The sequence below is a fragment of the Bradyrhizobium sp. Unk1 genome (assembly GCF_059512345.1).
This window is the reverse complement of sequence record NZ_JCAMOP010000044.1, coordinates 1-23,043: the sequence shown is the minus strand read 5'-3', so window position 1 is coordinate 23,043 and position 23,043 is coordinate 1. Positions and strand designations below refer to the sequence as shown.

The following is a 23,043-nucleotide window of genomic DNA, read 5'->3' as shown; positions in this document are numbered from 1 at the left end:
TGAGCTACAGCCCTGCCGCCTTCGGCAGCAGGCTCGCCACCTCGACCGACATCATCAGGCGGTCGCGCCCACCCTGCTTCGCCGCGTAGAGCGCCTGATCGGCAGCCTCGATGAGCGAGCCCACACCGGCGGTGCGTTCCAGCGCGGGCCGGCAGGCCGCGCCGCCGAGCGAAGCGGTGACGCAGCCCGACGCGTGATTGGTGCTGTGGACGAGGCCCGCCTCGCGGATCGCCCGGCGGATCCGCTCGCCGATCCGCGCGCAGCCGGCGGCATCGGTGTTCGGCAGCAGCATGGCGAATTCCTCACCGCCATAGCGCGCAGCCAGATCTCCGGCGCGCTGCATCTCGGCCGCGATGACCTTCGCCACCACGCGCAGACAGGCATCGCCCGCAGGGTGACCGTATTCGTCGTTGTAGGCCTTGAAGTGGTCGACGTCGATCATCAGCAAAGCGAGGCTGGAGCGGTCGCGATAGGCGCGCGCCCATTCCTCCTTCAACCGTTCGTCGAAGCGGCGGCGGTTGGCGAGCCCGGTGAGGCTGTCCTCGATCGCGAGCGTCTCGAGCCTGGTCTCCAGCTTCTTCTGCTCGGTGATGTCGCGCGAGATCGCGACCACGCCGTCGACGTTGCCATTTTCCTTGCGCGTCACCCGCATGGTCGATTCGAGCCAGACTTCCGAGTTTTGCCGGTGCGCGTTGCGATAGGTGACGCGCGCCTCGTCCTTTTCGCCACGCTTCAAGGCATCGACGAGCGCCTGGACCTGCGGGCGATCATCCGCATGGATGCCGGCGAGCGCCGGCGTTCCGATCAGCTGATTGGGCCGCCAGCCGACGACGCGGACCGACGAGGGCGAGACATAGCGCAGCCGCTCGTCGAGCCCGATGCGGGTCACCATGTCGCTGGAGCCTTCCGCGAGCAGACGGAAATGCGCCTCTTTCTCGACCAGGGCCGCGGCCATGCGCTGGCCCCGCTGCAAATGCCGCACCAGCACCGCGCCGATGACCGCGATCAGCACGACCAGCGCGAGCACGTAGAGCATGCGGGAGATCGCCGCGGCGCGCCAGGGCGCCAGCAGCTCGGCCTTGTCGACCATGGCAAGCAGGACGAGCGGATAACGGCCAGAGCGCTTGAAGAAGCTGACGCGCTCGGCGCCGTCCAGCGGCGACCTGAAATGGTATGCGCCGCCCGGCTGCTGCAGGCTCGCGTCGCGGAATAGCGGGGTGTCGGCGACGCTGCGGCCGACGAACCTGTCGTTGCTTGGATTGCGCGCGATGATCATGCCGTCGCCATGCACGAGCGCCACGGAGCTGTTGCGGCCGAGCTCGAACTGCTCGTAGAAATGCGCGAGATAGTTCGCGCTGATGGTCGCAAGCACGACGCCGCCGAAGCTGCCGTCCTGCTTGTTGAAGCGGCGCGACAGGGTGACGACCCATTCGCCATCGAGCTGGCTCCGCACCGGATGGCCGACATGAGGCTCCCGTTTCGGGGACAGCTGGTGATGACGGAAGAAAGCGTCGTCGCTGAGCGTCGAGCCGATCGTGCCCGGCGAGGTCAACCAGTTGCCCTGGTCGTCGATGATGGCAAGGCTGTGAATGCGCGCGATCGCCTTCTTGCGTGCCTCCAGCAAATTCCTGAGCTTGGCGATCGTGGCGGGTTCGGCGCCGTCCATCTCCAGCCGGCTGACGACGCCGACGACGCCGGAATCCAGCAGGTCGAGGCTGTCCTCCGCATGCTGCGTCAACGAGCGCGCAACATTCGCCATCTCGGTCTCGGCGCCCTTGAGCACGGCATCGCGCGCGGCCCACTCGCGCCAGCCGCTGACGCCGAGGATGGTCGCGCAAGTGAGCACGACGAACGCCGCCGCGCGCAACGGCAGGCGGCTCCATCCGGCTCTTTGTGAGGCGACGGTCATGCGGCAGAAATCTCCGATCGCCGGAACTTCCACCGCTTCTGTTATTGAACCCTGAAACGCTTGCCGACATTCGCAGCGTTATGCGGGTTTTCCCGTACTCCTACGGACTGGAGCGTCGCTGGATCGCTAAAAATGCGTTAGCGACCCTATCGGAAACCGGCGCCGCTGCGCTCGCCGAACATCGGCCTTAGCTGAAGATCGACTTAACCTTGTCCCAGAGCGAAGGATTGTCGGCATCCGCATCGGCCTTCGATGGTGTCGGCTGTGCAGCGCTGACGGGATCGGACGCAGGGAAACTGTCCTCCAGCCCGGCTTCAAGCTTGGTATGGCGATCGGCGGCCAGCGCCTTGCCAAGATCATCGGCGTGCTTGTCGTGCGGCGCGGGATTGAATGTCTCAGCCATGGAGTCCTCCTCGATTGGGAGGTCAACGCGGCGCATTTGCGCTGGTTCCACTGTTCCGCTCAGGCCCTCGGCAGTGTATCAGGAACTTCAATCTTGATAGGACCGTCCGTGCCCCAGTCTGCGACAAAGCCCTTCATCGACGTGCTCTCCGGCCAGCGCCAGGCTACCCCGCCCATGTGGATGATGCGGCAGGCCGGGCGATATCTGCCGGAATATCGCGAGGTGCGCGCCAAGGCCGGCGGCTTCCTCGATCTCTGCTTCAATCCGGAGCTTGCCGCCGAAGTGACGCTTCAACCGATCCGCAGGTTCGGCTTCGATGCGGCGATCATCTTCTCCGACATCCTGGTGATCCCCTATGCGCTCGGCCGTTCCGTGCGGTTCGAGGTGGGCGAGGGTCCGCGGCTGGAGCCGCTGGATGATCCCGCAAAAGTCGCGACGCTCGCCGCACACGGCGACTTCAGCAAGCTCAAACCGGTGTTCGAGGCGCTCAGGCTCGTGCGCGGCGCGCTCGATCCCCAGACCGCACTGATCGGCTTCTGCGGTGCGCCGTGGACGGTGGCGACCTACATGGTCGCCGGCCAGGGCACGCCCGACCAGGCGCCGGCGCGGATGATGGCTTACCGGCATCCGGAGGCGTTTGCGCAAATCATCGACGTGCTCGTGGACAACTCGATCGAATATCTGCTGGCGCAGCTCGCAGCTGGTGCCGATGCGTTGCAGATCTTCGACACCTGGGCCGGCGTGCTGCCGCCGGCCGAGTTCGCGCGCTGGTCGGTCGAGCCGACCCGGCGGATCGTGGAGGGCGTGCGCGCCAAAGTGCCCGATGCGAAGATCATCGGCTTCCCGCGCGGGGCCGGCGCGCAATTGCCCGGTTACGTCGAGGCGACCGGCGTGAATGCCGTCAGCATCGACTGGACCGCCGAGTCGGCCTTCATCCGCGAGCGTGTGCAGAGCCGCGTCGCCGTGCAGGGCAATCTCGATCCGCTGGTGCTGATCACAGGCGGCGCCGCGCTCGATCGCGCGGTGGACAACGTGCTGGCGAACTTTGCGCAAGGGCGCTTCATCTTCAATCTCGGCCACGGCATCCAGCCGGAAACGCCGATCGCCCATGTCGAGCAGATGCTGAAGCGCGTGCGGGGCTGAGGCTCCGCGCCGTCATTGCGAGCGCAGCGAAGCAATCCAGAATCTCTCCGCGGTGACAGCCTGGATTGCTTCGCTACGCTCGCAATGACGGGTGCTGCAGGTACTGCGCTCTCAAAATTTAGCACGGCCGGCTGCGCTCGATGATCTCGGCGGCGCCCTTCGTCAGCAGATCCAATCCTACCGCACGGCCGAGCTCGCGCGGGTGGTTGGCGGGGCCGGTGCGCGAGGCTTCGATGATGGTGTTGCCGGAGAGGTCGAGTACGGACGCCGTCAGCGACATCTGATCGCCTGCGATGGTCGAAAAACCCGCCACCGGCGAATTGCAATGGCCGTTGAGCACCCACAGCACCTCGCGCTCGGCATCGGCAGAAGCGTGCGCAGAGGGATCGTCGATCGATGCCAGGATCTGCCGTGTCTGCCAGTCCTGCGCGGCGCATTCCACGGCGACGATGCCCTGCCCTGCGGCAGGCAGCATTTCCGCTGCGGTGAACTCGTAGGCCATGCGACTGGAAAGGCCAACGCGATCGAGACCCGAGCGCGCCATGATCAGCGCATCTGCCGGTCCCACCGCGCCGCCATCCGGCAGGCGCTGCATCTCGCCATTGTCCAGCTTGCGCACGCGCGTATCGGCGGCGCCGCGGAAGTGGATCACCTCGATCTCGGGGAATAATCTCCGCGCATAGGCGGCGCGGCGCACGGCGTTGGTGCCGATCTTGAAACCCTTGCCGCGCGACTGCCGCAGCGCTTCCAGCGTCACGCCATCGCGCAGCACCAGTGCGTCACTCGGGGGATCGCGCGATAGCGTAGCGCCGATGACGAGGCCGGGCGTGTCCTCGTTGCCGGGCATGTCCTTCAGCGAATGCATCGCCGCCTGCAATTCGCCCGACAACACGGCAGCGCGGATCTGCGCCACGAAGGCGCCGCCCTTGCCGCCATGCGGCAGCAGCTTGCTGGTCTGGTCGAGATCGCCCGTGGTGTCGAACTTGACGATCTCGACTTCGAGATCGGGCATGGCGGCGGTCAGGCGGCGCGCGATCTCTTCCGTCTGCGCCAGCGCCATCGCGCTCTTGCGTGTGCCGATCTTCAGTCGCGTAGCCAACCGTCTGCTCCTTCTCGCGCGGATTTAGCGCGCATCCTCCAATATCATGTCGGAGGCCTTTTCGGCGATCATGATGATCGGCGCGTTGGTGTTCCCCGACACGAGGTCCGGCATGATCGAACCGTCGACGATGCGAAGGCCTTCGATCCCCCTCACCTTCAGCCGCTGGTCCACCACCGCGAGCGCGTCATTGCCCATACGACAGGTCGAGGTCGGATGGTAGATGGTGCTGCCGCGGTCGCGGCAATAATCGAGCAGCTCTCCGTCCGTGGATACCTTCGCCCCGGGATCGTACTCGTTGACAACGAACGGCTTCAGCGCCGGCGCGTTCAGGATCTTGCGCAGGATCTTCAGGCCTTCGACGTTGGTGGTGCGATCGGTCTCGGAGGACATGTAGTTGATGCGGATCTCCGGCGGCACGGTCGGATCCGCACTTTTGATGCGCAAGGTCCCGCGGCTTTCGGGCCGGAGCTGGCACACCGACGCCGTGAAGCCGGAAAAATCATGCAGCTTCTCCCCCATCTTGTCGGTCGAGAACGGCAGGAAGTGCACCTGGATGTCGGGCGAAGCGAGGCGCGGGTTCGTCTTGAAGAAGGCGCCGGCCGTGCCGGCCGCGATCGTCAGCCACCCCTTCCGGAACAGCGCATAGCGCGCGCCGGCCAGCGTGCGGCGGAACGGATTATTGACGGTGTCGTTGAGCGTGATCTTCTGCGAGCAGCGCATCACGATGCGGACCTGCATGTGGTCCTGGAGATCGTGGCCGACGCCCGGCGCGTCCAGCACGACATCGATGCCGTGCTTGCGCAAGAGATCGGCCGGGCCGACGCCGGAGAGCTGAAGAAGCTGCGGCGAGTTGTAGGCACCGCTCGACAGCACGACCTCCTTGCGCGCGCGGGCGCGGCGCACGGTTGCGCCTTGCCGGTATTCGACGCCGACCGCGCGGCGTCCCTCGAACAGCACGCGCTGGCCGAGCGCCTCGGTCTCGACCTTGAGATTGCCGCGCGTCTTCGCGGGTCCGAGATAGGCCACCGCCGTCGAGGCACGCCGGCCGTTGCGCGTCGTGGTCTGGAACAGGCCGACGCCCTCCTGCGTGGCGCCGTTGAAATCGGGATTGTAGGGCAGACCGGTCTCGACCGCGGCGTCCATGAACGCCTTCGACAGCGGATCGGTCACGACCATGTTGGAGACCGGCAGCGGTCCCCCGCTGCCGTGATATTGATCGGCGCCGCGCGTCTGGTTCTCGGCCTTCTTGAAATAAGGCAGCACGTCGTCATAGCCCCAGCCGGCATTGCCGTGCTGACGCCAGCGATCGTAATCCTCGTGCTGGCCGCGGACATAGAGCAGGCCGTTGATCGAGCTCGAACCGCCCAACGTTTTTCCGCGCGGCTGAAACACCTGCCGGCCCTTCAGCTCGGGCTCCGGCTCGGTCTGATACATCCAGTTGACAGTCTTTTCCTTGAACAGCTTTCCGTAGCCGAGCGGCACGTGGATCCAGATGTTGGAATCTTTTGGGCCCGCCTCGAGCAGCAGCACGCTGTGCTTGCCGTTCGCGGAGAGCCGGTTGGCGAGCACGCAACCGGCGGAGCCGGCGCCGACGATGATGTAATCGAATTCTGGATCGGACGGAGCGAGGGAGGAATTTGCGTTCATGCGCTACGATTCTTTTTGTTGGTGAGCGTTTCCGTTGTCGTGACTTAGCACAATCATGCGCGCAGACGCAGCGCCTCGACCAGCGACTTGAACGCACGGGCATATTCCGCCCCAGCCCTTGCGATATCCGCGCGCCCGGCGCAGGCGACCGCAGCCTCCGTCACCGCGCCGAGCAGCAGCCGCGCCAGCGGCTCGACCGGCTGCTTTGCGATCAGCCCCGCCTCCATGGCCACCGCGAGTGCGCGCGGCATCTTGCCGCCAAAGTGTTTTGCGTCGATTTCGCGCCACCGCTCCCAGCCGAGCACGGCGGGTCCATCGCGCAAGATGATCTGGCCGGTCGGACCCTTGGCGGTCGCGGCAAAATAGTGCTGCGTGCCGGCGACCATCGCGGCCAGCACGTCCTTCTCGGCACGCGCTGCGCCATCGATCTCGGCAACGAGGTCACGCGAGACCTGATCGAACACGGCTTCGAACACCGCCTCCTTGGTCTTGAAGTGGTGATAGACCGCGCCCTTGGCGATGAGGGCTGCCTCCGCGATCTCGTCCATGGTGGTGGCGGAAAATCCTTGCGTCCCGAACAGGCGGCGCGCCGCCGTCAGGATCGCCTCCGTCGTTGCCGCCCGCCGTTCCGCCTGCTTCGCCATGTCCCTCGTCTAATCCAATCGGGAACTGGCGGCCAGTTGACTTTTCGACTACCGGTCGGTATTTACCGACTATCAGTCGGTTTTAATCGTGAGGTGCGCCATGCCGAGCCGTGACGTCGTCGAAGCCTTTGCCAAGCGGCTGGAAGATGGGGAGTTTGTCGAAGCGATCGAGCAGTACTACACGCCGGATGCCGCGACCTATGAGAACAACGCCGCCCCGACGATCGGCCGCGACAAGCTCGTCGCCAAGGAGCGCGGCGTGCTGGCGGCCTCCAGGGAGGTGAAGGCGGTCCGCATCGGGCCGAGCCTGATCGAGGGTGACAATGTCGCGACGCGCTGGACGTTCAGCTTCACCAACGCGGAAGGCGTCATCCGAACGCTGGATGAGATCGCGTGGCAGACCTGGCGGGGCGATCAGTTGATCGAAGAGAGGTTCTATTACGATCCGAAGCAGCTGGGGCGGTGAGCCGGGTAATTGATGATGCTGGCCCGCAATTGCTTGCGGGCCAACTCTCCGCAAACGTTAGCGGGCGCTGGCACTGCGCGATGCAAGGCCATAACGCGGCGCGGGTTTCGCATTCCGGAATTTCGGGGAGATGTCCCGACGGTCCGCTTCCCAGCGGGTCCACAACGCCTCCTCGTGCAGGCCGGGAATGGTCACGAGCTCGCCGGCGTCGAGGCCGACCAGCGCCGCATCGACGCAGTCTTCGGCCGACATGGTGATCTCGGACGTCTTCTGCGGCGCATAGCCGGCGATGTCCCAGAACTCGGTCGCGGTCGCGCCGGGCAGCACCGTCTGCACGCGCACGCCCTTCTCTGCCAGATCCTTCTGCAGCGAATGACCGAAGCTGAGGACGTACGATTTCGACGCGCTGTAGACGCCGTTGAGCGCCTCGACCGCGATGCCGACCACCGAGGAGATGTTGATGATCGTGCCTGTGCCGCGCGCGACGAATGCCGGGGCGGCTGCATAGGTCAGGCGGGTGAGCGCAGTGACGTTCAGATCGATCATCGCCTCCATCGTGTCGACGTTGGCCTGCAGGATCGACGCGACGGAGCCGATGCCGGCATTGTTGACGAGCATGGTGATGCCGGGGTCGTCGCGCAGCACCGCCTCGACCTTGGCGAGGCCGGCCTTCTCGTTCAAATCAGCCGGCAACACCGCAATCTGGCGGCCGGTCTCGCCGCGAAGCTTGTCGGCGACCGCATTCAGCCGCTGCTGGTTGCGCGCGACCAGGATCAGGTCGTAGCCGCGCCTGGCGAGGCGATCGGCATAGACCGCGCCGATGCCGGACGATGCCCCGGTGATCAGGGCGGTACCTTTGGGACTGCTCATGGATGTCTTCCTTCCGTAGCCGCTCAGGATCGAGCGCTCGGGAGGACAGATACGGTTGAATCTTCGCGTCTCAAATGTCATATAAGCGGCGATTTAGGACATCCAATTCGGACATCGCCGCCCCATGCGTGACATCGCGTTCGTTGTGTACCCCGGCTATTCCGTGATGGCGCTGGCCGTGGTCACGGGTTTCGAGGTCGCCAACATGCTGGCGGACGAGCCGCTTTACGACCTCCACTTCGTCTCCGAGCACGGGGGAAAGGTCAGAACCTCGGCCGGCTTGATGCTCGACAGCGAGCCCTTTACCGACAAGCCGTTCGACACGCTCGTGATCGGCGGTGGCGACACCTCGGTGCCGTCGACACCGGGTCTGGTCGCGTTCACGAAAGACGCGCCCAAGCGGCACCGCCGCATCGCCGCGGTCTGCACCGGAGCATTCGTGCTCGCGGAAGCCGGCCTGCTCAACGGACGGCGCGCCACGACGCACTGGATGCATGCGCGGGATCTGCAAAAGCGATTTCCGGACGTGAAGATGGATGAGGACCGGATCTTCATCAACGACGGGGCGATCTGGACGTCGGCAGGGATGACAGCCGGCATCGACCTCGGCCTCGCGCTGATCGAGAACGACCTTGGAGCGGAACTCGCGAAATCCGTGGCTCGCAAGCTGGTCGTCTATCATCGCCGTGGCGGCGGACAGTCGCAATTTTCCGCGCTGCTCGAACTGTCGCCGAAGTCGGATCGCATTCAAACGGCACTCGCCTACGCGCGGGAAAATTTGCACAAGCCGCTGACGGTCCCCGAGCTCGCCAATGCGGCTCATCTCAGCCCACGCCAATTCAGCCGGGCATTCCACGCCGAGACCGGTCAGTCGCCCGCCAAGGCGATCGAAAATTTGAGGGTCGAGGCCGCGCGCGACCTGATGGAGCAGAGTCGTCATTCGATCGAAATCGTCGCTCGCCAGACCGGTTTCAGTGACCGCGACCACATGCGCCGCGCCTTCCTGAGAGCGTTCGGACAGCCACCACAGGTGCTGCGGCGTCACGCGCGGCTGGAGGCGATCGCTGATCCGCGGCCTGCCGAAATTGGATAGCACGCGGGCCCTGGCAACAGGCCTTCCGTTACAGCCGTAACGTGGGGCGCCGCATTTGTATCGATTTGTTATCGATACCCTCGCTTGAACACGCAGAAGTGGCCACGGCGATCGTGGCCAGCGGGGATAATTCATATTTCGTCAAAGGTTTGCAGCGAATCCTCCTGATCGAGCCGGACAAACGGCCCATGCTGCTAGGCCCTCGAATGCGGACTCAAATGACCAGCTATTTCGCGCGGCTGTTCGCCGGCGATCTGTCGGCCTTTGGCGGTCCAGCAACCGATGAAGCCGTCGCCGGACATATCCGCGCCGATCAGATGTCACTGGTGCTCGGCTACTCCGTCGGCATCATGCTTGCCAATGCCTGCAACGCAGCCGTGCTCGCCATCGCGCTCTGGCATTCGCCGGACTGGAAGTTTGCGTTGGCCTGGGCCGCGATCGTGGCCGGCGCCGCGATTGCATTCGGCTTGCAATCCCACGCCTCGCGCCGGATCACAAAGCCGCAATTCGTTTCGCGCCGCGCGATGCATCGGCTGGTGCGCAACGCCTTCGTGCTCGGCGTTGCCTGGGGCATCGTCCCGGTCGCCTTCTTCGCGAATGCCGCGACCGGCGGCCAGCTCGTCATCACCTGCCTTTGCTCGGGAATGCTGGCCGGCGGCGCGCTGGCCTTCGCCACGATCCCGATTGCGGCCATCGCCTTCACCAGCCCGATCTTCGTCGGCATCGCCATCTGCCTCGGCCGCGACGGCGATCCCGCCTATGTGCTGATGGCCATCCTGGTGGTGGTTTACGGCAGCGTGCTGCTGCGCGCGGTGTTCGTCAATTCATTCGCGTTCGCGCGGCGCGTGATCCGCCAGATCGAGGCCGAGCGCACGGTCCGGCAGGATCCCCTCACGCTGTTGCCCAACCGCTTCGCCTTTAACGAGACGCTCGAAGCAGCACTCAGGCGGATGGCCCTGTCCGGCGAGGAGTTCGCGGTGCTCCTGCTCGATCTCGACCGCTTCAAGGAGGTCAACGACAAGTTCGGCCACCCCGCCGGCGACGAATTCCTGGTCCAGGTCGCAAGCCGGCTGCAACGTTGCACGCGCGCCGCCGAGCACGCCGCACGAATTGGCGGCGACGAGTTCGCGCTGGTGATGGCCAATCTGGCGCGGCCCGAGGATGCGCTCGAGATCGCCGAACGCTTCGTCGCGGCCTTCGACGAACCGTTCCAGATCGAGGGCCGCCAGATCGTCGGCGCGACCAGCGTCGGCATCGTGCTGGCGCCGCGCGACGGCACCACGCAACTCGACATCATGAAGAATGCCGACGCCGCGCTGTATCGCGCCAAGAAGGCGGGTCCCGGCACGGTCTGCTTCTTCGAGGAAGCCGATGACAGGGTGTCACGCGATCGCAAGGCGCTGCAAGCGGACCTCGAAGGCGCCATCGCCAGGGGCGAGCTGTTCCTGGTGTTCCAGCCGTTCCTCGACCTGGCAGCGAACCGCATCACCGGCTTCGAGGCGCTGCTGCGCTGGCAGCATCCCCGGCGTGGACTGGTGCCGCCGAGCGAATTCATTCCGATCGCCGAGGAGACCGGGCTGATCCACGAGATCGGCGAATGGGTGATCCGGCGCGCCTGCGCGACGCTTTCGGACTGGCCGGAAGACATCAGGGTCGCCGTGAACTTCTCTGCCGCGCAGTTTCACAGCACCGGTATCCTCCAGACCATCGTGCAGGCGCTCGCGGACGCGAAGGTCGCCCCGCACCGGCTCGAGGTCGAGATCACGGAATCGATGCTGCTGTCGAAATACGGCTCGGCGGCATCAATCCTGAACGCGCTGCTCGAGCTCGGCATCACGGTGGCCCTGGACGATTTCGGCACCGGCTTCTCCTCGCTGACCTATCTGCGCAAGCTGCCGTTCAGCCGGATCAAGATCGACCAGTCCTTCATCCGCGACATGCTGGTGCAGCCCGACTGCGCCGCGATCGTGAAGTCTGTGATCTCGCTGGCGCGCGACCTGCGCATCGGCGTGGTTGCGGAAGGCGTCGAGACCGCCGACCAGCTCGAGTTTCTGCGCCAGTTCGGTTGCGACGAAGCGCAGGGCTATCTGATCAGCCGGCCGGTGTCGGCCGATGGCGTTCTGGCGCTGTTGACCACGAAGAAGCTGCGGGCGACCTACGCGGCGTAGGGCATATACTCGCAAATGTGAGGCGGTCATCGCGGCCAGGCAGGTTCTGCACCCCGCGCCAGTCTTCGCGGTCATAGGGTTGGTCTGCTTCCCTGACCTAAAGCCACCCGCTGTTCTGAGTGCGTTTTCCGAGTGTTTCGGCGCGCCACCACTCTCAAGACGACTTGCCGTGTCGGCTCCATTAAGCAACACTTGCCGCATTTCAGAGTAATTATTTTTTGAGGGGCATCATTATGCCTGAGATATTGGAAGTCGTGCTGTGGTGTGCCGCGCTTGCGACATGGCTGATGCTTCTCTTCGCCCTCGTGAGCAAGACCCTGAAGCAGCTCTTAAAGGGCATCCGCCGCGTGATAGAGGAAGCTTTCAAGCCCGACTTGGAGTGATGTCGGCTACGATGCCCGATCGAAACTGAACCGGCCTGCCCCGGTGACGAAGATCAACATCGCGCCTCCCATGATCGAGACATTCTTCAAGAAGTGGTTGTATTGACCGATCTGCTGCGCACCCGCGGGATACTCCCAGTAGCGGTGCGCAATAGCCGTTGCCGCCAATACGAACACAAACGTCAGAATTGCGCAGTAGCGCGTACCGACGCCCAATATCAAACCAACGGATATCAATACTTCCAGTACGATGTTCGTCATCGTGAACAGCTCAGGCGCTGGAAGGTTCAGGGACCTGAAATAACCCACAGAGCCGTTGAAGTTGGATATTGCTCCATACGCGCTTCCGACGAATACCCACGCGAGGAGAATTCGGCCGATCAAGATCAGCGCGTCAGCTTGCCCTGTGGCGAACTCATCGACTGCCAGCGAGACAGAATTGGATTTCATGGCAGAACCTCCACCCTTGCTGTCCAAGACCGGCTGAACATTTTTATTGCCGAGAGCAAACCTATCATGATTGGTGGACCGCACGAAGCGCTCTAACCGGCCCGTTGACGCTGCAAACGAAGCCCGCTTCGTCACCGCCCTTAGCTGCCTCGCCAGGACGACCTGCACCCGTCTACTCCCGAGAGGAGAGCGGATACGCATGCGCTCAGGCTGATCGCGTTTTCCGAGTATGCCTTCCAGCCCCGGTCAGACCGCATCCGCCCGCAGCAGCGTGTCCACGGTGATGGTGCCGCGGGCGCGGGAGACGCAGGCGCAGATCTTCTGGTTGCTTTGCTTCTGGTGATCGCTGAAGAAGACGTCGCGATGGTCGATCTCGCCGTCGACCTCGACCACGTCGATGGCGCACAGGCCGCATTCGCCGCGCTTGCAGTCGTACATCACGTCATGCCCGCTGGCATTGAGCACATCAAGCATCGAGCGCTCGCGCGGGATTTCGAGCTCGACATCGGTTCCCTTCAGGCGCACGCGAAACGTCTCGGTCGGCAGCGTGCCGCTGGAGCCGAAGGTCTCGTAGCGAAGATCGGGAAGCGGATGGCCGGCGCCGATCCAGGCGTGGCGCGCGGCATCCAGCATCCGCATCGGGCCGCAGAACAACGCCAGCGCACCTTGCGGCAATGATCCGAACAGCGCATCGAGGTCGAGCCGCCGGCCCTCGTCGCTCGCGTGAACGACCAGGCGCTCACCGAGCATTTTGGCGAGATCGTCGAGATAGGCTGCATCAGCGCGCGAGCGCACGGCATAATGCAGCGTGACATCGGCCCCACGGCGCGCCAGCGCCTGCGCGGCGCCGAGGATCGGCGTGATACCGATGCCGCCGGCGACCAGGCAGTAGTTTTCGCGGGCCCAGTCGACCGCGAGCAGCGAAGCCGGCCGCGTGATGTCGAGCCGGGCGCCTGGCGTGAGCTGCCACATATAGCGCGAGCCGCCGCGGGAATCATCGGCGCGGCGCACCGCGATCTTGAAACCGCGCGAGGACGCCTCGCCGACCAGCGAATAGGATCGCGTCTCCGGCAGGCCGTCGATGGTCACGCTGATATTGATGTGGCTGCCGACCGGATAGGCTGTGCCGTCGAACTGATCCGGCAGGATCAGGAATTCGCGGATGCCCGGCGCAAGATCGCGCGTCGCGACGAGCGTTGCGGGAATCCAGGTTTCGATGAAGCGCATGGTGACGGCCTTAGTCGGTTGCGGTCTTGATCAGCGCGAGCGCCGGCAAGAGGTCGAGATGGGTGCGGTTGCGCAGCGCAAGCCGCAAGTTTCGCACCGCGAGCCGCGCATGCTCGCGCATCACGGCTTCGGCGCGGGCGCCTTCGCGATTCTCGATGGCGTCGATCACGACGCGATGGTGCTCCTGCCCGATGATCAGAATCTGCTGTGCCTCGGGCAGCGCCGATTGCGCCATCACGAAACCGCTGGGCGAGGCGAACGGTAGGGCCGAGGCGCGGTCGATCTGCCGGATCAGCGGCGGGCTGCGCGACAATTCCGTGAGCACCGCGTGGAAGCGCGCGTTCAGCGTGACATAGGACGAGAAGGCATCGACCGAGATCGGCACCTGGCGGAGTAATTCGTCGATCGCGCCAAGACATTCCTTGAGCGGTTCGAGCTCACGCGCGGAAACGCCGCGCTCGGCGGCGAAGCGCGCGGCGAGCCCTTCCAGCGTTCCGCGCAGCTCGATGGAATCGGAGATGTCGCGCTCGGAAAACGCCTTCACCATGAAGCCGCCGGAGGGAATCGCCTCCAGCAAGCCTTCCTCCTCGAGCCGCACCAGCGCCATGCGCACCGGGGTGCGCGAGGCGCCGGTTGTCTCCACCGCCTGGAGCTCGGAGATGCGCTCGCCGGGCCGTAAGCGACCCGACAGGATCTGGTCGCGCAGCGCGAGCTGCGCCTTCACGGTCTGCGAGACGGAGCGGTCGACCTCTCGCTCGGGCGCTGCTTTCACCTGGCCTACTCCGCGGCCTGGAGCTGCTGCGGCGGGTTTTCCTTCGCCACCATCCTGTCGATCAGCTTGCGCGTCCACATCGCACCGGCGTCGATGTTGAGGTTGTAGAAGATGCGATCGGGGTTCTCGTCCATGGCGCGCTGCTGCGCCTCGAGGATCAGCTCATCCTCGTGGAAGATGCCGGAGACACCGTCGCGGATCTCGGTGGTGATGCGCTGCTCGCCGATCTGATAGTTGCGGACGAACGCCCAGAAATAGTGGCAGGTCTTCTCGGTCTCCGGCGTGATGGTGTTGAGCACGAAACCGTTGACGCCCTGCGAGCGGTCGCCTTCCGGCGCGCCGGTGCCTGTCGGCGCCACGCCGACATCGATCGCGATCGTGCACGGGGCTTCGAAGCGGATGATCTGCCAGCGGTCGACGAGGCCGGGCTTGCCGAGCTGTTTGGCCCAGAACGGCGGCGCCTCGATGCCGCGCATCCAGCGCGTCACCGTCACCGTCTTCTCGCCATGGGTGACGTCGAACGGCGCCTCGGCGACCGCATCGTTGCCGATCGAGGAACCATGGACGAAGGTCTCGTGGGTGAGGTCCATGAGATTGTCGAGCACGAGGCGGTAGTCGCAATTGACGTGGATGGTCTTGCCATCGCCGGCCCAGGCCGGATCGTGATTCCAGTGCATGTCAGGAACGAGCGCGGGATCGGCGAGCGCGGGGTCGCCCATCCAGAGCCAGATGTAGCGGTGACGCTCGACCACGGGATAGGCGCGGACGCAGGCCGACGGATTGATGGTCTCCTGCGAGGGCATGAAGGTGCAGCGCCCCTGCGAATTGTATTTCAGGCCGTGATAGCCGCAGACGACGGTGTCGCCTTCCAGCCGGCCCTTGGACAGCGGCACCAGCCGGTGCCAGCAGGCATCCTCCAGCGCGGCCACCGAGCCGTCGGCCTTGCGGTACATCACGACGTGCTTGCCGCAGATCGTCCGCGGCAACAGCGCCGGCTTGACGTCCGCGTCCCAGGCCGCGGCGTACCAGGCGTTCATCGGGAAGGGTTTTGTCACGGGTCGCTCTCCCAAAGGCTTTATGAATACGTTATGTATACAATAGCAAAGGGATAGAATCGTTCAAGGCCGAATATTGCGTATCTAATTACCTCCAAATCAATTTATGTATACAGATTTAACCACTCGTCATTCCCCGCGAAAGCGGGGAATCCAGTACTCCGCGGCAGATATTGGGTTCACACAACTTCGGCTGCGGCGTACTGGATCACCCGCTTTCGCGGGTGATGACACCTGTTGATGCGGCGAGCCCTTCCTTGGAGAGGCCGTGACGGCGCTGCGTCGGCCCCTACACCCCGAACACCTTCTTCAGGCCCGCCTGGGCTTCTTCCTGGATCCGCTTCAGGCGCTCGGTGCTGCGGAAACTTTCCGCGTAGATCTTGTAGACGTCCTCGGTCCCCGACGGCCTTGCGGCGAACCAGCCGAAATCGGTTTCGACCTTGATGCCGCCGAACGGCTGGCCGTTGCCCGGCGCCTTGCTCAGCGTGGCGCGGACGGGATCACCGGCGAGGTCCTTGAGGCCGAGCTGCTCGGGCGTGACGGATTTGAGGATGTTCTTCTGGGGCACGGTGGCGGCGACGTCGATGCGCGCATAGTGCGGCACGCCGAGCTCCGCGGTGAGGTCGTTGAAGAGCTGGCTGGGATCGCGGCCGGTCTTGGCCATGATCTCGGCTGCAAGCAGGCCGAGGATGATGCCGTCCTTGTCGGTGGTCCACACCCCGCCGTCGCGGCGCAGGAACGAGGCCCCTGCACTCTCCTCGCCGCCGAAGCCGAAGCCGCCCGTGAGGAGGCCGTCGACGAACCATTTGAAGCCGACCGGCGTTTCGACCAGCTTGCGGCCGAGTTTTTTCGCGACACGGTCGATGATCGAGCTCGACACCACGGTCTTGCCGATCGCGGCATCCTTGCTCCAGTTCGGGCGGTTCGCGAACAAATAGGCGATCGCGGTCGCAAGGTAATGGTTCGGATTCATCAGGCCGCCGGTGCGCGTCACGATGCCGTGGCGGTCGGCATCGGTGTCGTTGGCAAAGGCGACGTCGAAGCGGTCGCGCATCGCGATCAGGCTCGCCATCGCGTAGGGCGAGGAGCAATCCATGCGTATCTTGCCGTCCCAGTCGACCGTCATGAAGCGGAAGGTCGGATCGATCGCCTCCTTCACGACGGTGGCCTTCAGGCCGTAGCGCTCGATGATCGGATGCCAGTAATGCACGGCGGCACCGCCGAGCGGATCGATGCCGATATTGATGCCGGCGGATTTGACGAGATCGAGATCGACGACATTGCCGAGATCGGCGACGTAGGGCGTGATGAAGTCGTAGGCGTGCACGTTCGCGGATTTGCGCGCCTTGGCGTAGTCGATGCGCTTCACGCCCTTCAGGCCGTCGGCGAGATAGGCGTTGGCACGCTTCTCGATGACGGAGGTCGCGTCGGTGTCGGCCGGGCCGCCATGCGGCGGATTGTATTTGTAGCCGCCGTCCTCGGGGGGATTGTGCGAGGGCGTGACGACGACGCCGTCGGCAAGGCCGCTAGTCCGGCCCTTGTTGTAGGTCAGGATCGCGTGCGAGATGACAGGCGTCGGGCTGTAGCCGCCGTCCTTGTCGATCATGATGTCGACGCCGTTGGCGGCGAACACCTCGACGGCGCTGACCAGCGCCGGCTCGGCCAGCGCATGGGTGTCGATGCCGATGAAGAGCGGACCGGTCAGGCCCTTTTCTGTTCGGTAGTCACAAATCGCCTGCGTGGTCGCGAGGATGTGGCCCTCGTTGAAGCTGTTCTTGAACGACGTGCCGCGATGGCCGGAGGTTCCGAACGCCACCCGCTGCGCGGGATCGCCGACATCGGGCTTGCCGGCGAAATAGGCCGTCACCAGCCGCGGAACGTTGGTGAGCGCGTCCGGCGAGACCAGCTTGCCCGCCGCGGGATCAACATCAGCCACTGAAATATCCTCGTCCTGTCGTGCAGAGTTTGTGGAATACCATAGCATCGGCCGGGCCCCCGCCAAGGGCACAACACCCGCGGCGGGCTGGCCGTTCCTGAGATCATGCTATGGTCTTTCAGATCGGGGCTTTTTCGAGTCGGGGCATGACGCTGTTTCACAGGCTCTTGGTTGTTCTGATGGCCTGGCTTGCGACGGCTGGTATCGTGCCCGATGCGATGGCCGCGGAGTTCTACACGGAAGACCTGCGCATTCCGATGACGGAGGCCGGGCCGTAGGGGCTGGAGGCCTTTCTGGTCCGGCCGGCCGGAACGAAGCGCTATCCGCTCGCGCTGCTCAGCCACGGCTCGCCGCGCAGTTTCGACGACCGCGCGACCATGTCGGCGCACAAATATTACGGGATCGCGCTCGAATATGCCCGGCGCGGCTTTGCCGCGCTGATCGTGATGCGGCGCGGCTACGGCACCTCGCCCGGCGGACGCGTCGACAGCGTCGGCGGTTGCGCGAATGCCGCCTATCTGCCGGCGGCGGCGGTTGCGGTCGCGGACTTGCGCGCCGCGATCGACGCGATGGGGCGCAGGGCCGACGTCACGACATCGGGCATGATCGCAGCCGGCCATTCCGCCGGCGGGCTCGCCACCGTCGCGCTGACCGCGCAGGCACCGAGTGGTCTCGTCGCCGCGATCAGCTTTGCCGGCGGCCGCGGCTCGCGGGATGACGACGACGTCTGCAACGAGGATGGGCTGGCGCAGGCCTTCGCCACGTTCGGCAAGACCTCGCGCGTGCCGATGCTGTGGGTCTATGCGGCCAACGACTCGTTCTTCGGTCCCGATCTCGCGCGCCGCCTCTATGACGGATTTCGCGGCAATGGCGGTCACGCGAAATTCATTGCGGCGCCGCCTTACGGCGACGACGGCCACTATCTCTATTCGGTGGTGGGCCGGCCGCAATGGACGCCCTATCTCGACGCCTTCCTACGCGAGCGCGGGCTCGGCCATGACATCCTGAGCCTTCCCGATCCGCTGCCGCCGCCGGGCCAGCTCAACGAGGCCGCGCGCGCCGAATTCTCGCGCTATCTCGCCAGCACCATGCCGCACAAGGCTTTTGCGGTGTCGCCGAACGGCGGTTACGGCTGGCGCTCGGGGCGCACCACCGCCGACGAGGCCCGGCGCGATTCGCTTGGCGCCTGCATGAAATGGTCACCGACTTGCACGCTGTATGCGGTCGATGACCAGCTGGCCGGAACGACTAGAGCCGCTCGCTGAGCGCGAGCTTGTAGCCGACGCCGGTGACGGTCGCGATCACGGGCGTGCCGCTGCCGACGAGCTTGCGGCGCAGCCGCGCCACCAGCGCATCGACCGTGCGGATATCGACCTCGGCCTGGCGGTTGCTGACGACCTCGATCAGATAATCGCGGCTGAGCGGCCGGCCGTCGGCGCCGACCAGCGCCGCCAGCAGGTCGAACTCGGCGCGCGTCAACGCCACCGGCTTGCCGTCACTGCCGAGCAGCTCGCGCCGGGTCAGGTCGATGATCCAGTCGCCGAAGGCGATCGAATTGTGGTTGCGCGCCGCCTTGCGGTCGATCGAGCGCCGCCGCAGCACGCTGCGCGCGCGCGCGAGCAGGTCGCGCAGATTGATCGGCTTGGTGACGTAATGGTCGCCGGCGATCTCGAGGCCGAGGATGCGATCGACGTCGGTGTCGCGGCGCGTCACGAAGATGATGCCCGCGTTGCTGGTCGCCTGGATCTCCTTGGCGAGCTCGAAGCCGTCGCCGTCAGGCAACTGCACGTCGAGGAAGACGAGATCGGTGCGCGAGCGCAGCGCCTGGCGGCATTCCGCGCAGGAGCCGGCGCCGACCACGTCGAAATTGTTCTCGTTGAAATAGCCGACCAGCATCGTCCGCGTCACGGGATCGTCTTCGACGACGATCAGCCGCTCGCGGCCGGCAGGCCTCAATTCCTGACGTGCGGAATCAACCACGTTGTTGGATGTCCTGTGTGCTTGTGGCGCGGCTTGAAAGTTCAAGTCGTCGCGCAGCGCACTGTCCTGTGAACGACCATTCACGACTTATTCGAGCCCCCGAAATTGCCTGCTGGAATACTAGGCGTGTTGTGCTGCCCGAACAATATTGGTCATGGTATTGGCGTATTAAGTATGAATTGGCCCACAATTCTCATCGCGCGCATCATTGTGCCGGCGTGGCTCGTGCAAGCGCCGGCCGGCCCCCTCGACGCCGCCGATCCCGTAAATTCGGCATCGGACTCAACCGCTGGTTAACGTAAAGAAAGGCTTCTGCTTCGGAAAAGCCGGTCGCGTCTCTATGGTCTCCGCTTGCAGATGCGAAACCACGGAGCAGGCGTGATGCAGGGGCAGGCCCGGTTGGCCGCCGAACGACCCGAGCAAGGTACAACGCCTTTCGGTCGTTCGCACACGCTCGACGTCCTGCGCGGCATGGCCATCGTCGGCGTGATGGCGATCCACGTCTCACAGTCTTTTCCATCAAGGATCCACGCCATCGACTTCGCCTTCATGTGCGGCTGGACCGGCGTCAACGTATTCTACTTCGTCAGCGCCATGACGATGTGCCTGATGTGGACGCAGCGCACCGAAACCGACCCGACGCGCAAATTCTACATCCGGCGTGCCTTGCGAATCGCGCCGCTGTTCTGGCTCGCGATCCCGCTCTACCTGCTCGTCAACGGCACGGGGCCGAGCTACAACGCGCCCCACGGCATCGGGCCGCTCCAGGTGATCCTGACCGCGACGTTCCTGCACGGCTTCTGGCCGGACAGCGTCAACAGCGTCGTGCCGGGCGACTGGTCGATCGCGGCGGAAATGACGTTCTATCTCGTCTTCCCCTTGGTGATCACGGCCTTCGGATCGCGCCGCCATCTCTATCTTGCGCTCGCGATCGTGCTGCATCTCGTCAATGTCTGCCTGTTCAAGCCGTGGGCGTTCGCGCTGTTCTCGGCCTATTACGGGCCCGGCCACGAGGCCTTTGTCTGGAATGCGCTGCACATCAGCTTCCTGAACCAGTTGCCGGTCTTCCTCGTGGGATGCGCGCTGTTCTTCTCGCTGCGCGACGGCTTTGCGAAGTCGGACGCCGCGATCTTCGCCGTCTTCATCGCGCTCGCCTTCATCGCCGACCGCGCGACCGGCTCGCATGAATTCAACTACCTGATGATCAACCTCGTGCTCGGCGCGCTGGTTGCCGGTTGCATCCGCCTCGCGATCCGCTGCCGGCCGATCGAGACGCTCGGTCGCAACTCCTATTCGATGTACCTGTCGCACTTCGCGGTGATCTACGGCCTGCGCCAGGTCTGGCCGCTTGCGGACGGACTGGTCTCGCTGCTGATCGCCTATGCCGTCACCGCCGCGCTCAGCTATCTCGTCGCGCGCGCGACCTGGCATCTGGTCGAGCGGCGCGCGCAGGATCTTGCGCATCGCCTGACGTCCGCGGGATCGGACCGCTCGCCGATCCGGCCGACCATCGCTGCCACTGCGGCCGGTCTGCCCTAACGCGCGACTTGTCTAGCTGTCGCCTTCGAATCTAAAATACGCCACGAAAGATCTTCAGACACGCCGGGGCGGCGTGATCAGGTCGACCGGCTTCACGCTGGAGTAGGCGCCATGGAAGTCATACTGCTCGGCACCGGCGGCCCACGCCCGGACCCGCGCCGCATGGCGACGACCACGCTGATCAGGCTCGGCGAGGAGAATATCCTGTTCGACGCGGGCCGCGGCGTCATGGTGCAGCTCCACAAAGCCGGCGTGCCGCTCGGCGCCATCAACACGGTCTTTCTCACCCATCACCACTTCGACCACATCGGCGACCTCTACGATGTGATGTTGAATTCATGGATGCATGGGCGCAAGGACGATCTGCGCATATACGGTCCGCCCGACACCGAACGGCTCGTCAACACGCTGATCACACAGGTCTACGACAAGGACATCGCCTGGCGGGATCAGGGCGAGCCGACTTTTGGCGGCTGGAAACCGGTCGTCGCGACGGACATCATTCCCGGCCCCGTCCTCGACACCGGTCGCTGGAAGATCAGCGCCGAGCTCGTCTCACATGGCGACGGTCTCGACATGTCGCCGGCATTTCTCGCGCGCTGGATGTGTCTCGGCTTCCGCTTCGAAGCCGAGGGCAAGGTCATAGCGATCTCCGGCGACACGGTCCCCTGCCCCGGTCTCGAGCGGCTGGCACAGGGAGCCGACCTGCTGGTCCAGTGCTGCTTTCTCGCGACGCCTGAGATCACCAACGATCACTTCCGCCGGCTCGCGAAATACACGCTCGCCTGCGGCGATACGGTCGGCAAGGTCGCCGCCAAGGCCGGCGTCAAGAAGCTCGCGCTGACCCATCACCGGCCGCGCACTGACGATTCCATGCTGAACGCACTTCTCGCGGACGTCCGCCGAGACTACGCGGGTCCCGTCGTGCTCGGCGAGGACCTCACGCGGATCGAGGTCTGAGAGCCACAGGCACGCGAAGGCCGGCTTCAGGACGACCCGACCTCGATCCGGTACGACAGGTCTTCGTTCGCGCCGGCCGCGATGTGCATCAGACCCGGCTTGTCGCTGAACTCGCCATCGAAACCGACGGGACTGGCATAGCCGCGCCAGGGCTCGATGCAGAGGAACGGCGCACCTGTCGGTTTCGACCAGACGCCGAGTTCGCGAAAGCCGCGCCACGACATTTTGAGCCAGGGCCCGGCCCCCTGCCCGGCCGCATAGCGGACCGCATGGCTGTTGACGGGATCGAGGATGACGGCGTCATTGGTGAACAGGGATTCCGACAAGGGAAGCACGGTGCCTCGGACGGGGCTCGGATCCGTTGCCGCGAGCAGGAGTCCGCCCTCGACACGGCGAACCGGAGACGGCTCCTCGTTCGTGAACGTCAGCGCGTAGCTCTCTTTCGACATTCCAGGCTGAAGCGGCCAGTTGAAGGCGGGATGGCCGCCGAGCGACACCGGCAATGTCTCCTTGCCGGTGTTCACCACCGTGAGCGAGAGATCGAGACCGGCGTCGTCGATCGCATAGGTGGCCGTCAGGCGAAATGCGAACGGATAGAGTGCGCGCGTTGTCTCGCTGTCTTCGAGCGCTAGCGTGCAACGGTTCTCGCCGCGCTCTACCCACGCGAACCGGCTGTCGCGCGCAAAACCGTGCTGGGTCATCCGGTAGGTCTTGCCCCGGTGCCGCATTTCGTCATTGGCGAGACGTCCGACGATCGGAAACAGCAGCGGCGCGTGGCGTGGCCAGGCCGGCCCCGCCTGCCAGACAAATTCGACACCGCCGTCGTCCTTCAGCGAGCACAGCTCGGCGCCGTGTGCCTTGATGGTCGCGGTGAGCCCGCCACTGCGGATCGTGTGCGTGTCGTCGGTCATGACAATCTCCATCGCGGCAACGAGGCCAAACGCGGCGACCTGATGCGACCGGATCATATCGCATCAAAAACGATTCCGCCCGCCCCAGGATGAGGCGGGCGAACCCGAACTTCAAACGACTAGCTTAAGCCTGGGACGATCGCCCGATGCTCTCGTAGGTGAAGCCGGCGGCTTGCATCTCTTCGGGCGGGTAGATGTTGCGGAGATCGACCACGACGGGCTGGGTCATGGCCGCCTTCAGCCGGCCGAGATCGAGCGCGCGGAACTGCACCCATTCGGTGACGATGACGAGCGCATCGGCGCCTTGCGCGCAGGAATAGGCGTCCTCGCAATAGGTGATGTTCGGCAGCTCGCCCTTGGCCTGCTCCATGCCGACGGGATCGAA

21 protein-coding genes and 1 pseudogene are annotated in these 23,043 nt (G+C 64.8%); 8 read left to right on the top strand and 14 right to left on the bottom strand.

All coding sequences use genetic code 11. The features are described 5' to 3' along the window. Positions 1-4: 4 nt before the first annotated feature. Positions 5-1,909: a diguanylate cyclase domain-containing protein gene (locus AC5ZFO_RS38350; RefSeq protein WP_282524442.1), complete on the bottom strand. Its 1,905-nt coding sequence runs from the start codon at positions 1,907-1,909 to the stop codon at positions 5-7. Between the two features lie 187 nt (positions 1,910-2,096). Continuing rightward, positions 2,097-2,312 carry a hypothetical protein gene (locus tag AC5ZFO_RS38345; protein ID WP_282524443.1) on the bottom strand — a complete coding sequence of 72 codons (216 nt, stop codon included), beginning with the start codon at positions 2,310-2,312 and terminating at the stop codon, positions 2,097-2,099. 108 nt (positions 2,313-2,420) lie between these two features. Here AC5ZFO_RS38345 and hemE point away from each other — a divergent pair, with 108 nt between their 5' ends. After that, on the top strand, positions 2,421-3,455 hold the full coding sequence (gene hemE, locus AC5ZFO_RS38340; RefSeq protein ID WP_282524444.1) for a uroporphyrinogen decarboxylase: 1,035 nt from the start codon (positions 2,421-2,423) through the stop codon (positions 3,453-3,455). A 118-nt stretch (positions 3,456-3,573) separates the two neighbouring features. Here the strand turns inward: hemE and hemC are convergent, their stop codons facing one another. Genes hemC through AC5ZFO_RS38325 form a run of 3 tightly spaced genes read right to left on the bottom strand, consistent with a single transcriptional unit; the run spans position 3,574 to position 6,848 of the window. Beyond that, complete coding sequence (gene hemC, locus AC5ZFO_RS38335) at positions 3,574-4,554, bottom strand: hydroxymethylbilane synthase (RefSeq protein WP_282524445.1); 981 nt, start codon at positions 4,552-4,554, stop codon at positions 3,574-3,576. A gap of 24 nt (positions 4,555-4,578) precedes the next feature. Continuing rightward, positions 4,579-6,204 (bottom strand): GMC family oxidoreductase, encoded by a 1,626-nt coding sequence (locus tag AC5ZFO_RS38330; RefSeq protein WP_282524446.1) that lies wholly within the window; start codon positions 6,202-6,204, stop codon positions 4,579-4,581. A gap of 53 nt (positions 6,205-6,257) precedes the next feature. Further along, on the bottom strand, positions 6,258-6,848 hold the full coding sequence (locus AC5ZFO_RS38325) for a TetR/AcrR family transcriptional regulator (RefSeq protein WP_282524447.1): 591 nt from the start codon (positions 6,846-6,848) through the stop codon (positions 6,258-6,260). Between the two features lie 100 nt (positions 6,849-6,948). Here AC5ZFO_RS38325 and AC5ZFO_RS38320 point away from each other — a divergent pair, with 100 nt between their 5' ends. Continuing rightward, positions 6,949-7,314, top strand: coding sequence for a nuclear transport factor 2 family protein (locus AC5ZFO_RS38320; protein WP_282524448.1), 366 nt, complete (start codon positions 6,949-6,951; stop codon positions 7,312-7,314). A gap of 57 nt (positions 7,315-7,371) precedes the next feature. On the opposite strand, the gene AC5ZFO_RS38315 is transcribed toward AC5ZFO_RS38320, so the two are convergent. Beyond that, a complete protein-coding gene (locus AC5ZFO_RS38315; RefSeq protein ID WP_282524449.1) occupies positions 7,372-8,184 on the bottom strand; it encodes an SDR family NAD(P)-dependent oxidoreductase in 813 nt (270 codons plus the stop codon). A gap of 124 nt (positions 8,185-8,308) precedes the next feature. Between AC5ZFO_RS38315 and AC5ZFO_RS38310 the strand changes: the two genes are divergently transcribed. From AC5ZFO_RS38310 to AC5ZFO_RS38300, 3 genes are all read left to right on the top strand, one after another. Beyond that, positions 8,309-9,277: a GlxA family transcriptional regulator gene (locus AC5ZFO_RS38310; protein WP_282524450.1), complete on the top strand. Its 969-nt coding sequence runs from the start codon at positions 8,309-8,311 to the stop codon at positions 9,275-9,277. 206 nt (positions 9,278-9,483) lie between these two features. Then, a complete protein-coding gene (locus AC5ZFO_RS38305) occupies positions 9,484-11,445 on the top strand; it encodes a putative bifunctional diguanylate cyclase/phosphodiesterase (RefSeq protein ID WP_282524451.1) in 1,962 nt (653 codons plus the stop codon). Between the two features lie 233 nt (positions 11,446-11,678). After that, positions 11,679-11,828 carry a hypothetical protein gene (locus AC5ZFO_RS38300; protein WP_282524452.1) on the top strand — a complete coding sequence of 50 codons (150 nt, stop codon included), beginning with the start codon at positions 11,679-11,681 and terminating at the stop codon, positions 11,826-11,828. Between the two features lie 6 nt (positions 11,829-11,834). Here the strand turns inward: AC5ZFO_RS38300 and AC5ZFO_RS38295 are convergent, their stop codons facing one another. From AC5ZFO_RS38295 to pgm, 5 genes are all read right to left on the bottom strand, one after another. Beyond that, positions 11,835-12,446: a DoxX family protein gene (locus tag AC5ZFO_RS38295; protein WP_282524453.1), complete on the bottom strand. Its 612-nt coding sequence runs from the start codon at positions 12,444-12,446 to the stop codon at positions 11,835-11,837. Between the two features lie 78 nt (positions 12,447-12,524). Next, positions 12,525-13,505: a PDR/VanB family oxidoreductase gene (locus AC5ZFO_RS38290; protein WP_282524454.1), complete on the bottom strand. Its 981-nt coding sequence runs from the start codon at positions 13,503-13,505 to the stop codon at positions 12,525-12,527. A gap of 10 nt (positions 13,506-13,515) precedes the next feature. Beyond that, positions 13,516-14,277: a GntR family transcriptional regulator gene (locus tag AC5ZFO_RS38285; RefSeq protein ID WP_282524455.1), complete on the bottom strand. Its 762-nt coding sequence runs from the start codon at positions 14,275-14,277 to the stop codon at positions 13,516-13,518. Between the two features lie 5 nt (positions 14,278-14,282). After that, positions 14,283-15,332 (bottom strand): aromatic ring-hydroxylating dioxygenase subunit alpha, encoded by a 1,050-nt coding sequence (locus AC5ZFO_RS38280; protein ID WP_282524456.1) that lies wholly within the window; start codon positions 15,330-15,332, stop codon positions 14,283-14,285. Positions 15,333-15,621: 289 nt separating this feature from the next. Then, positions 15,622-17,268 (bottom strand): phosphoglucomutase (alpha-D-glucose-1,6-bisphosphate-dependent), encoded by a 1,647-nt coding sequence (gene pgm / locus AC5ZFO_RS38275; protein WP_496123473.1) that lies wholly within the window; start codon positions 17,266-17,268, stop codon positions 15,622-15,624. Positions 17,269-17,414: 146 nt separating this feature from the next. Between pgm and AC5ZFO_RS38270 the strand changes: the two are divergent. After that, a pseudogene (locus AC5ZFO_RS38270) lies at positions 17,415-18,533 on the top strand (alpha/beta hydrolase family protein). Here the strand turns inward: AC5ZFO_RS38270 and AC5ZFO_RS38265 are convergent. Then, complete coding sequence (locus tag AC5ZFO_RS38265) at positions 18,517-19,332, bottom strand: response regulator (RefSeq protein ID WP_282524459.1); 816 nt, start codon at positions 19,330-19,332, stop codon at positions 18,517-18,519. The pseudogene AC5ZFO_RS38270 and the gene AC5ZFO_RS38265 overlap by 17 nt on opposite strands. A gap of 297 nt (positions 19,333-19,629) precedes the next feature. Here AC5ZFO_RS38265 and AC5ZFO_RS38260 point away from each other — a divergent pair, with 297 nt between their 5' ends. Further along, positions 19,630-20,787 carry an acyltransferase family protein gene (locus tag AC5ZFO_RS38260; protein WP_282524460.1) on the top strand — a complete coding sequence of 386 codons (1,158 nt, stop codon included), beginning with the start codon at positions 19,630-19,632 and terminating at the stop codon, positions 20,785-20,787. A 111-nt stretch (positions 20,788-20,898) separates the two neighbouring features. Further along, positions 20,899-21,747, top strand: coding sequence for an MBL fold metallo-hydrolase (locus AC5ZFO_RS38255; protein ID WP_063979729.1), 849 nt, complete (start codon positions 20,899-20,901; stop codon positions 21,745-21,747). A 26-nt stretch (positions 21,748-21,773) separates the two neighbouring features. Here the strand turns inward: AC5ZFO_RS38255 and AC5ZFO_RS38250 are convergent, their stop codons facing one another. Beyond that, on the bottom strand, positions 21,774-22,658 hold the full coding sequence (locus AC5ZFO_RS38250) for an aldose 1-epimerase family protein (protein WP_282524461.1): 885 nt from the start codon (positions 22,656-22,658) through the stop codon (positions 21,774-21,776). Positions 22,659-22,782: 124 nt separating this feature from the next. Continuing rightward, the coding region (locus tag AC5ZFO_RS38245; RefSeq protein WP_496123472.1) for a UDP binding domain-containing protein at positions 22,783-23,043 on the bottom strand (261 nt) is incomplete at its 5' end.

What these genes read in the sequence shown, in the direction of transcription:
- AC5ZFO_RS38350 (WP_282524442.1), bottom strand. Translation starts at nt 1,909, where the DNA reads ATGACCGTCGCCTCACAAAGAGCCGGATGGAGCCGCCTGCCGTTGCGC.
- AC5ZFO_RS38345 (WP_282524443.1), bottom strand. Translation starts at nt 2,312, where the DNA reads ATGGCTGAGACATTCAATCCCGCGCCGCACGACAAGCACGCCGATGAT.
- AC5ZFO_RS38330 (WP_282524446.1), bottom strand. Translation starts at nt 6,204, where the DNA reads ATGAACGCAAATTCCTCCCTCGCTCCGTCCGATCCAGAATTCGATTAC.
- AC5ZFO_RS38325 (WP_282524447.1), bottom strand. Translation starts at nt 6,848, where the DNA reads ATGGCGAAGCAGGCGGAACGGCGGGCGGCAACGACGGAGGCGATCCTG.
- AC5ZFO_RS38320 (WP_282524448.1), top strand. Translation starts at nt 6,949, where the DNA reads ATGCCGAGCCGTGACGTCGTCGAAGCCTTTGCCAAGCGGCTGGAAGAT.
- AC5ZFO_RS38315 (WP_282524449.1), bottom strand. Translation starts at nt 8,184, where the DNA reads ATGAGCAGTCCCAAAGGTACCGCCCTGATCACCGGGGCATCGTCCGGC.
- AC5ZFO_RS38310 (WP_282524450.1), top strand. Translation starts at nt 8,309, where the DNA reads ATGCGTGACATCGCGTTCGTTGTGTACCCCGGCTATTCCGTGATGGCG.
- AC5ZFO_RS38305 (WP_282524451.1), top strand. Translation starts at nt 9,484, where the DNA reads ATGCGGACTCAAATGACCAGCTATTTCGCGCGGCTGTTCGCCGGCGAT.
- AC5ZFO_RS38300 (WP_282524452.1), top strand. Translation starts at nt 11,679, where the DNA reads ATGCCTGAGATATTGGAAGTCGTGCTGTGGTGTGCCGCGCTTGCGACA.
- AC5ZFO_RS38290 (WP_282524454.1), bottom strand. Translation starts at nt 13,505, where the DNA reads ATGCGCTTCATCGAAACCTGGATTCCCGCAACGCTCGTCGCGACGCGC.
- AC5ZFO_RS38260 (WP_282524460.1), top strand. Translation starts at nt 19,630, where the DNA reads ATGCAGGGGCAGGCCCGGTTGGCCGCCGAACGACCCGAGCAAGGTACA.
- AC5ZFO_RS38255 (WP_063979729.1), top strand. Translation starts at nt 20,899, where the DNA reads ATGGAAGTCATACTGCTCGGCACCGGCGGCCCACGCCCGGACCCGCGC.
- AC5ZFO_RS38250 (WP_282524461.1), bottom strand. Translation starts at nt 22,658, where the DNA reads ATGACCGACGACACGCACACGATCCGCAGTGGCGGGCTCACCGCGACC.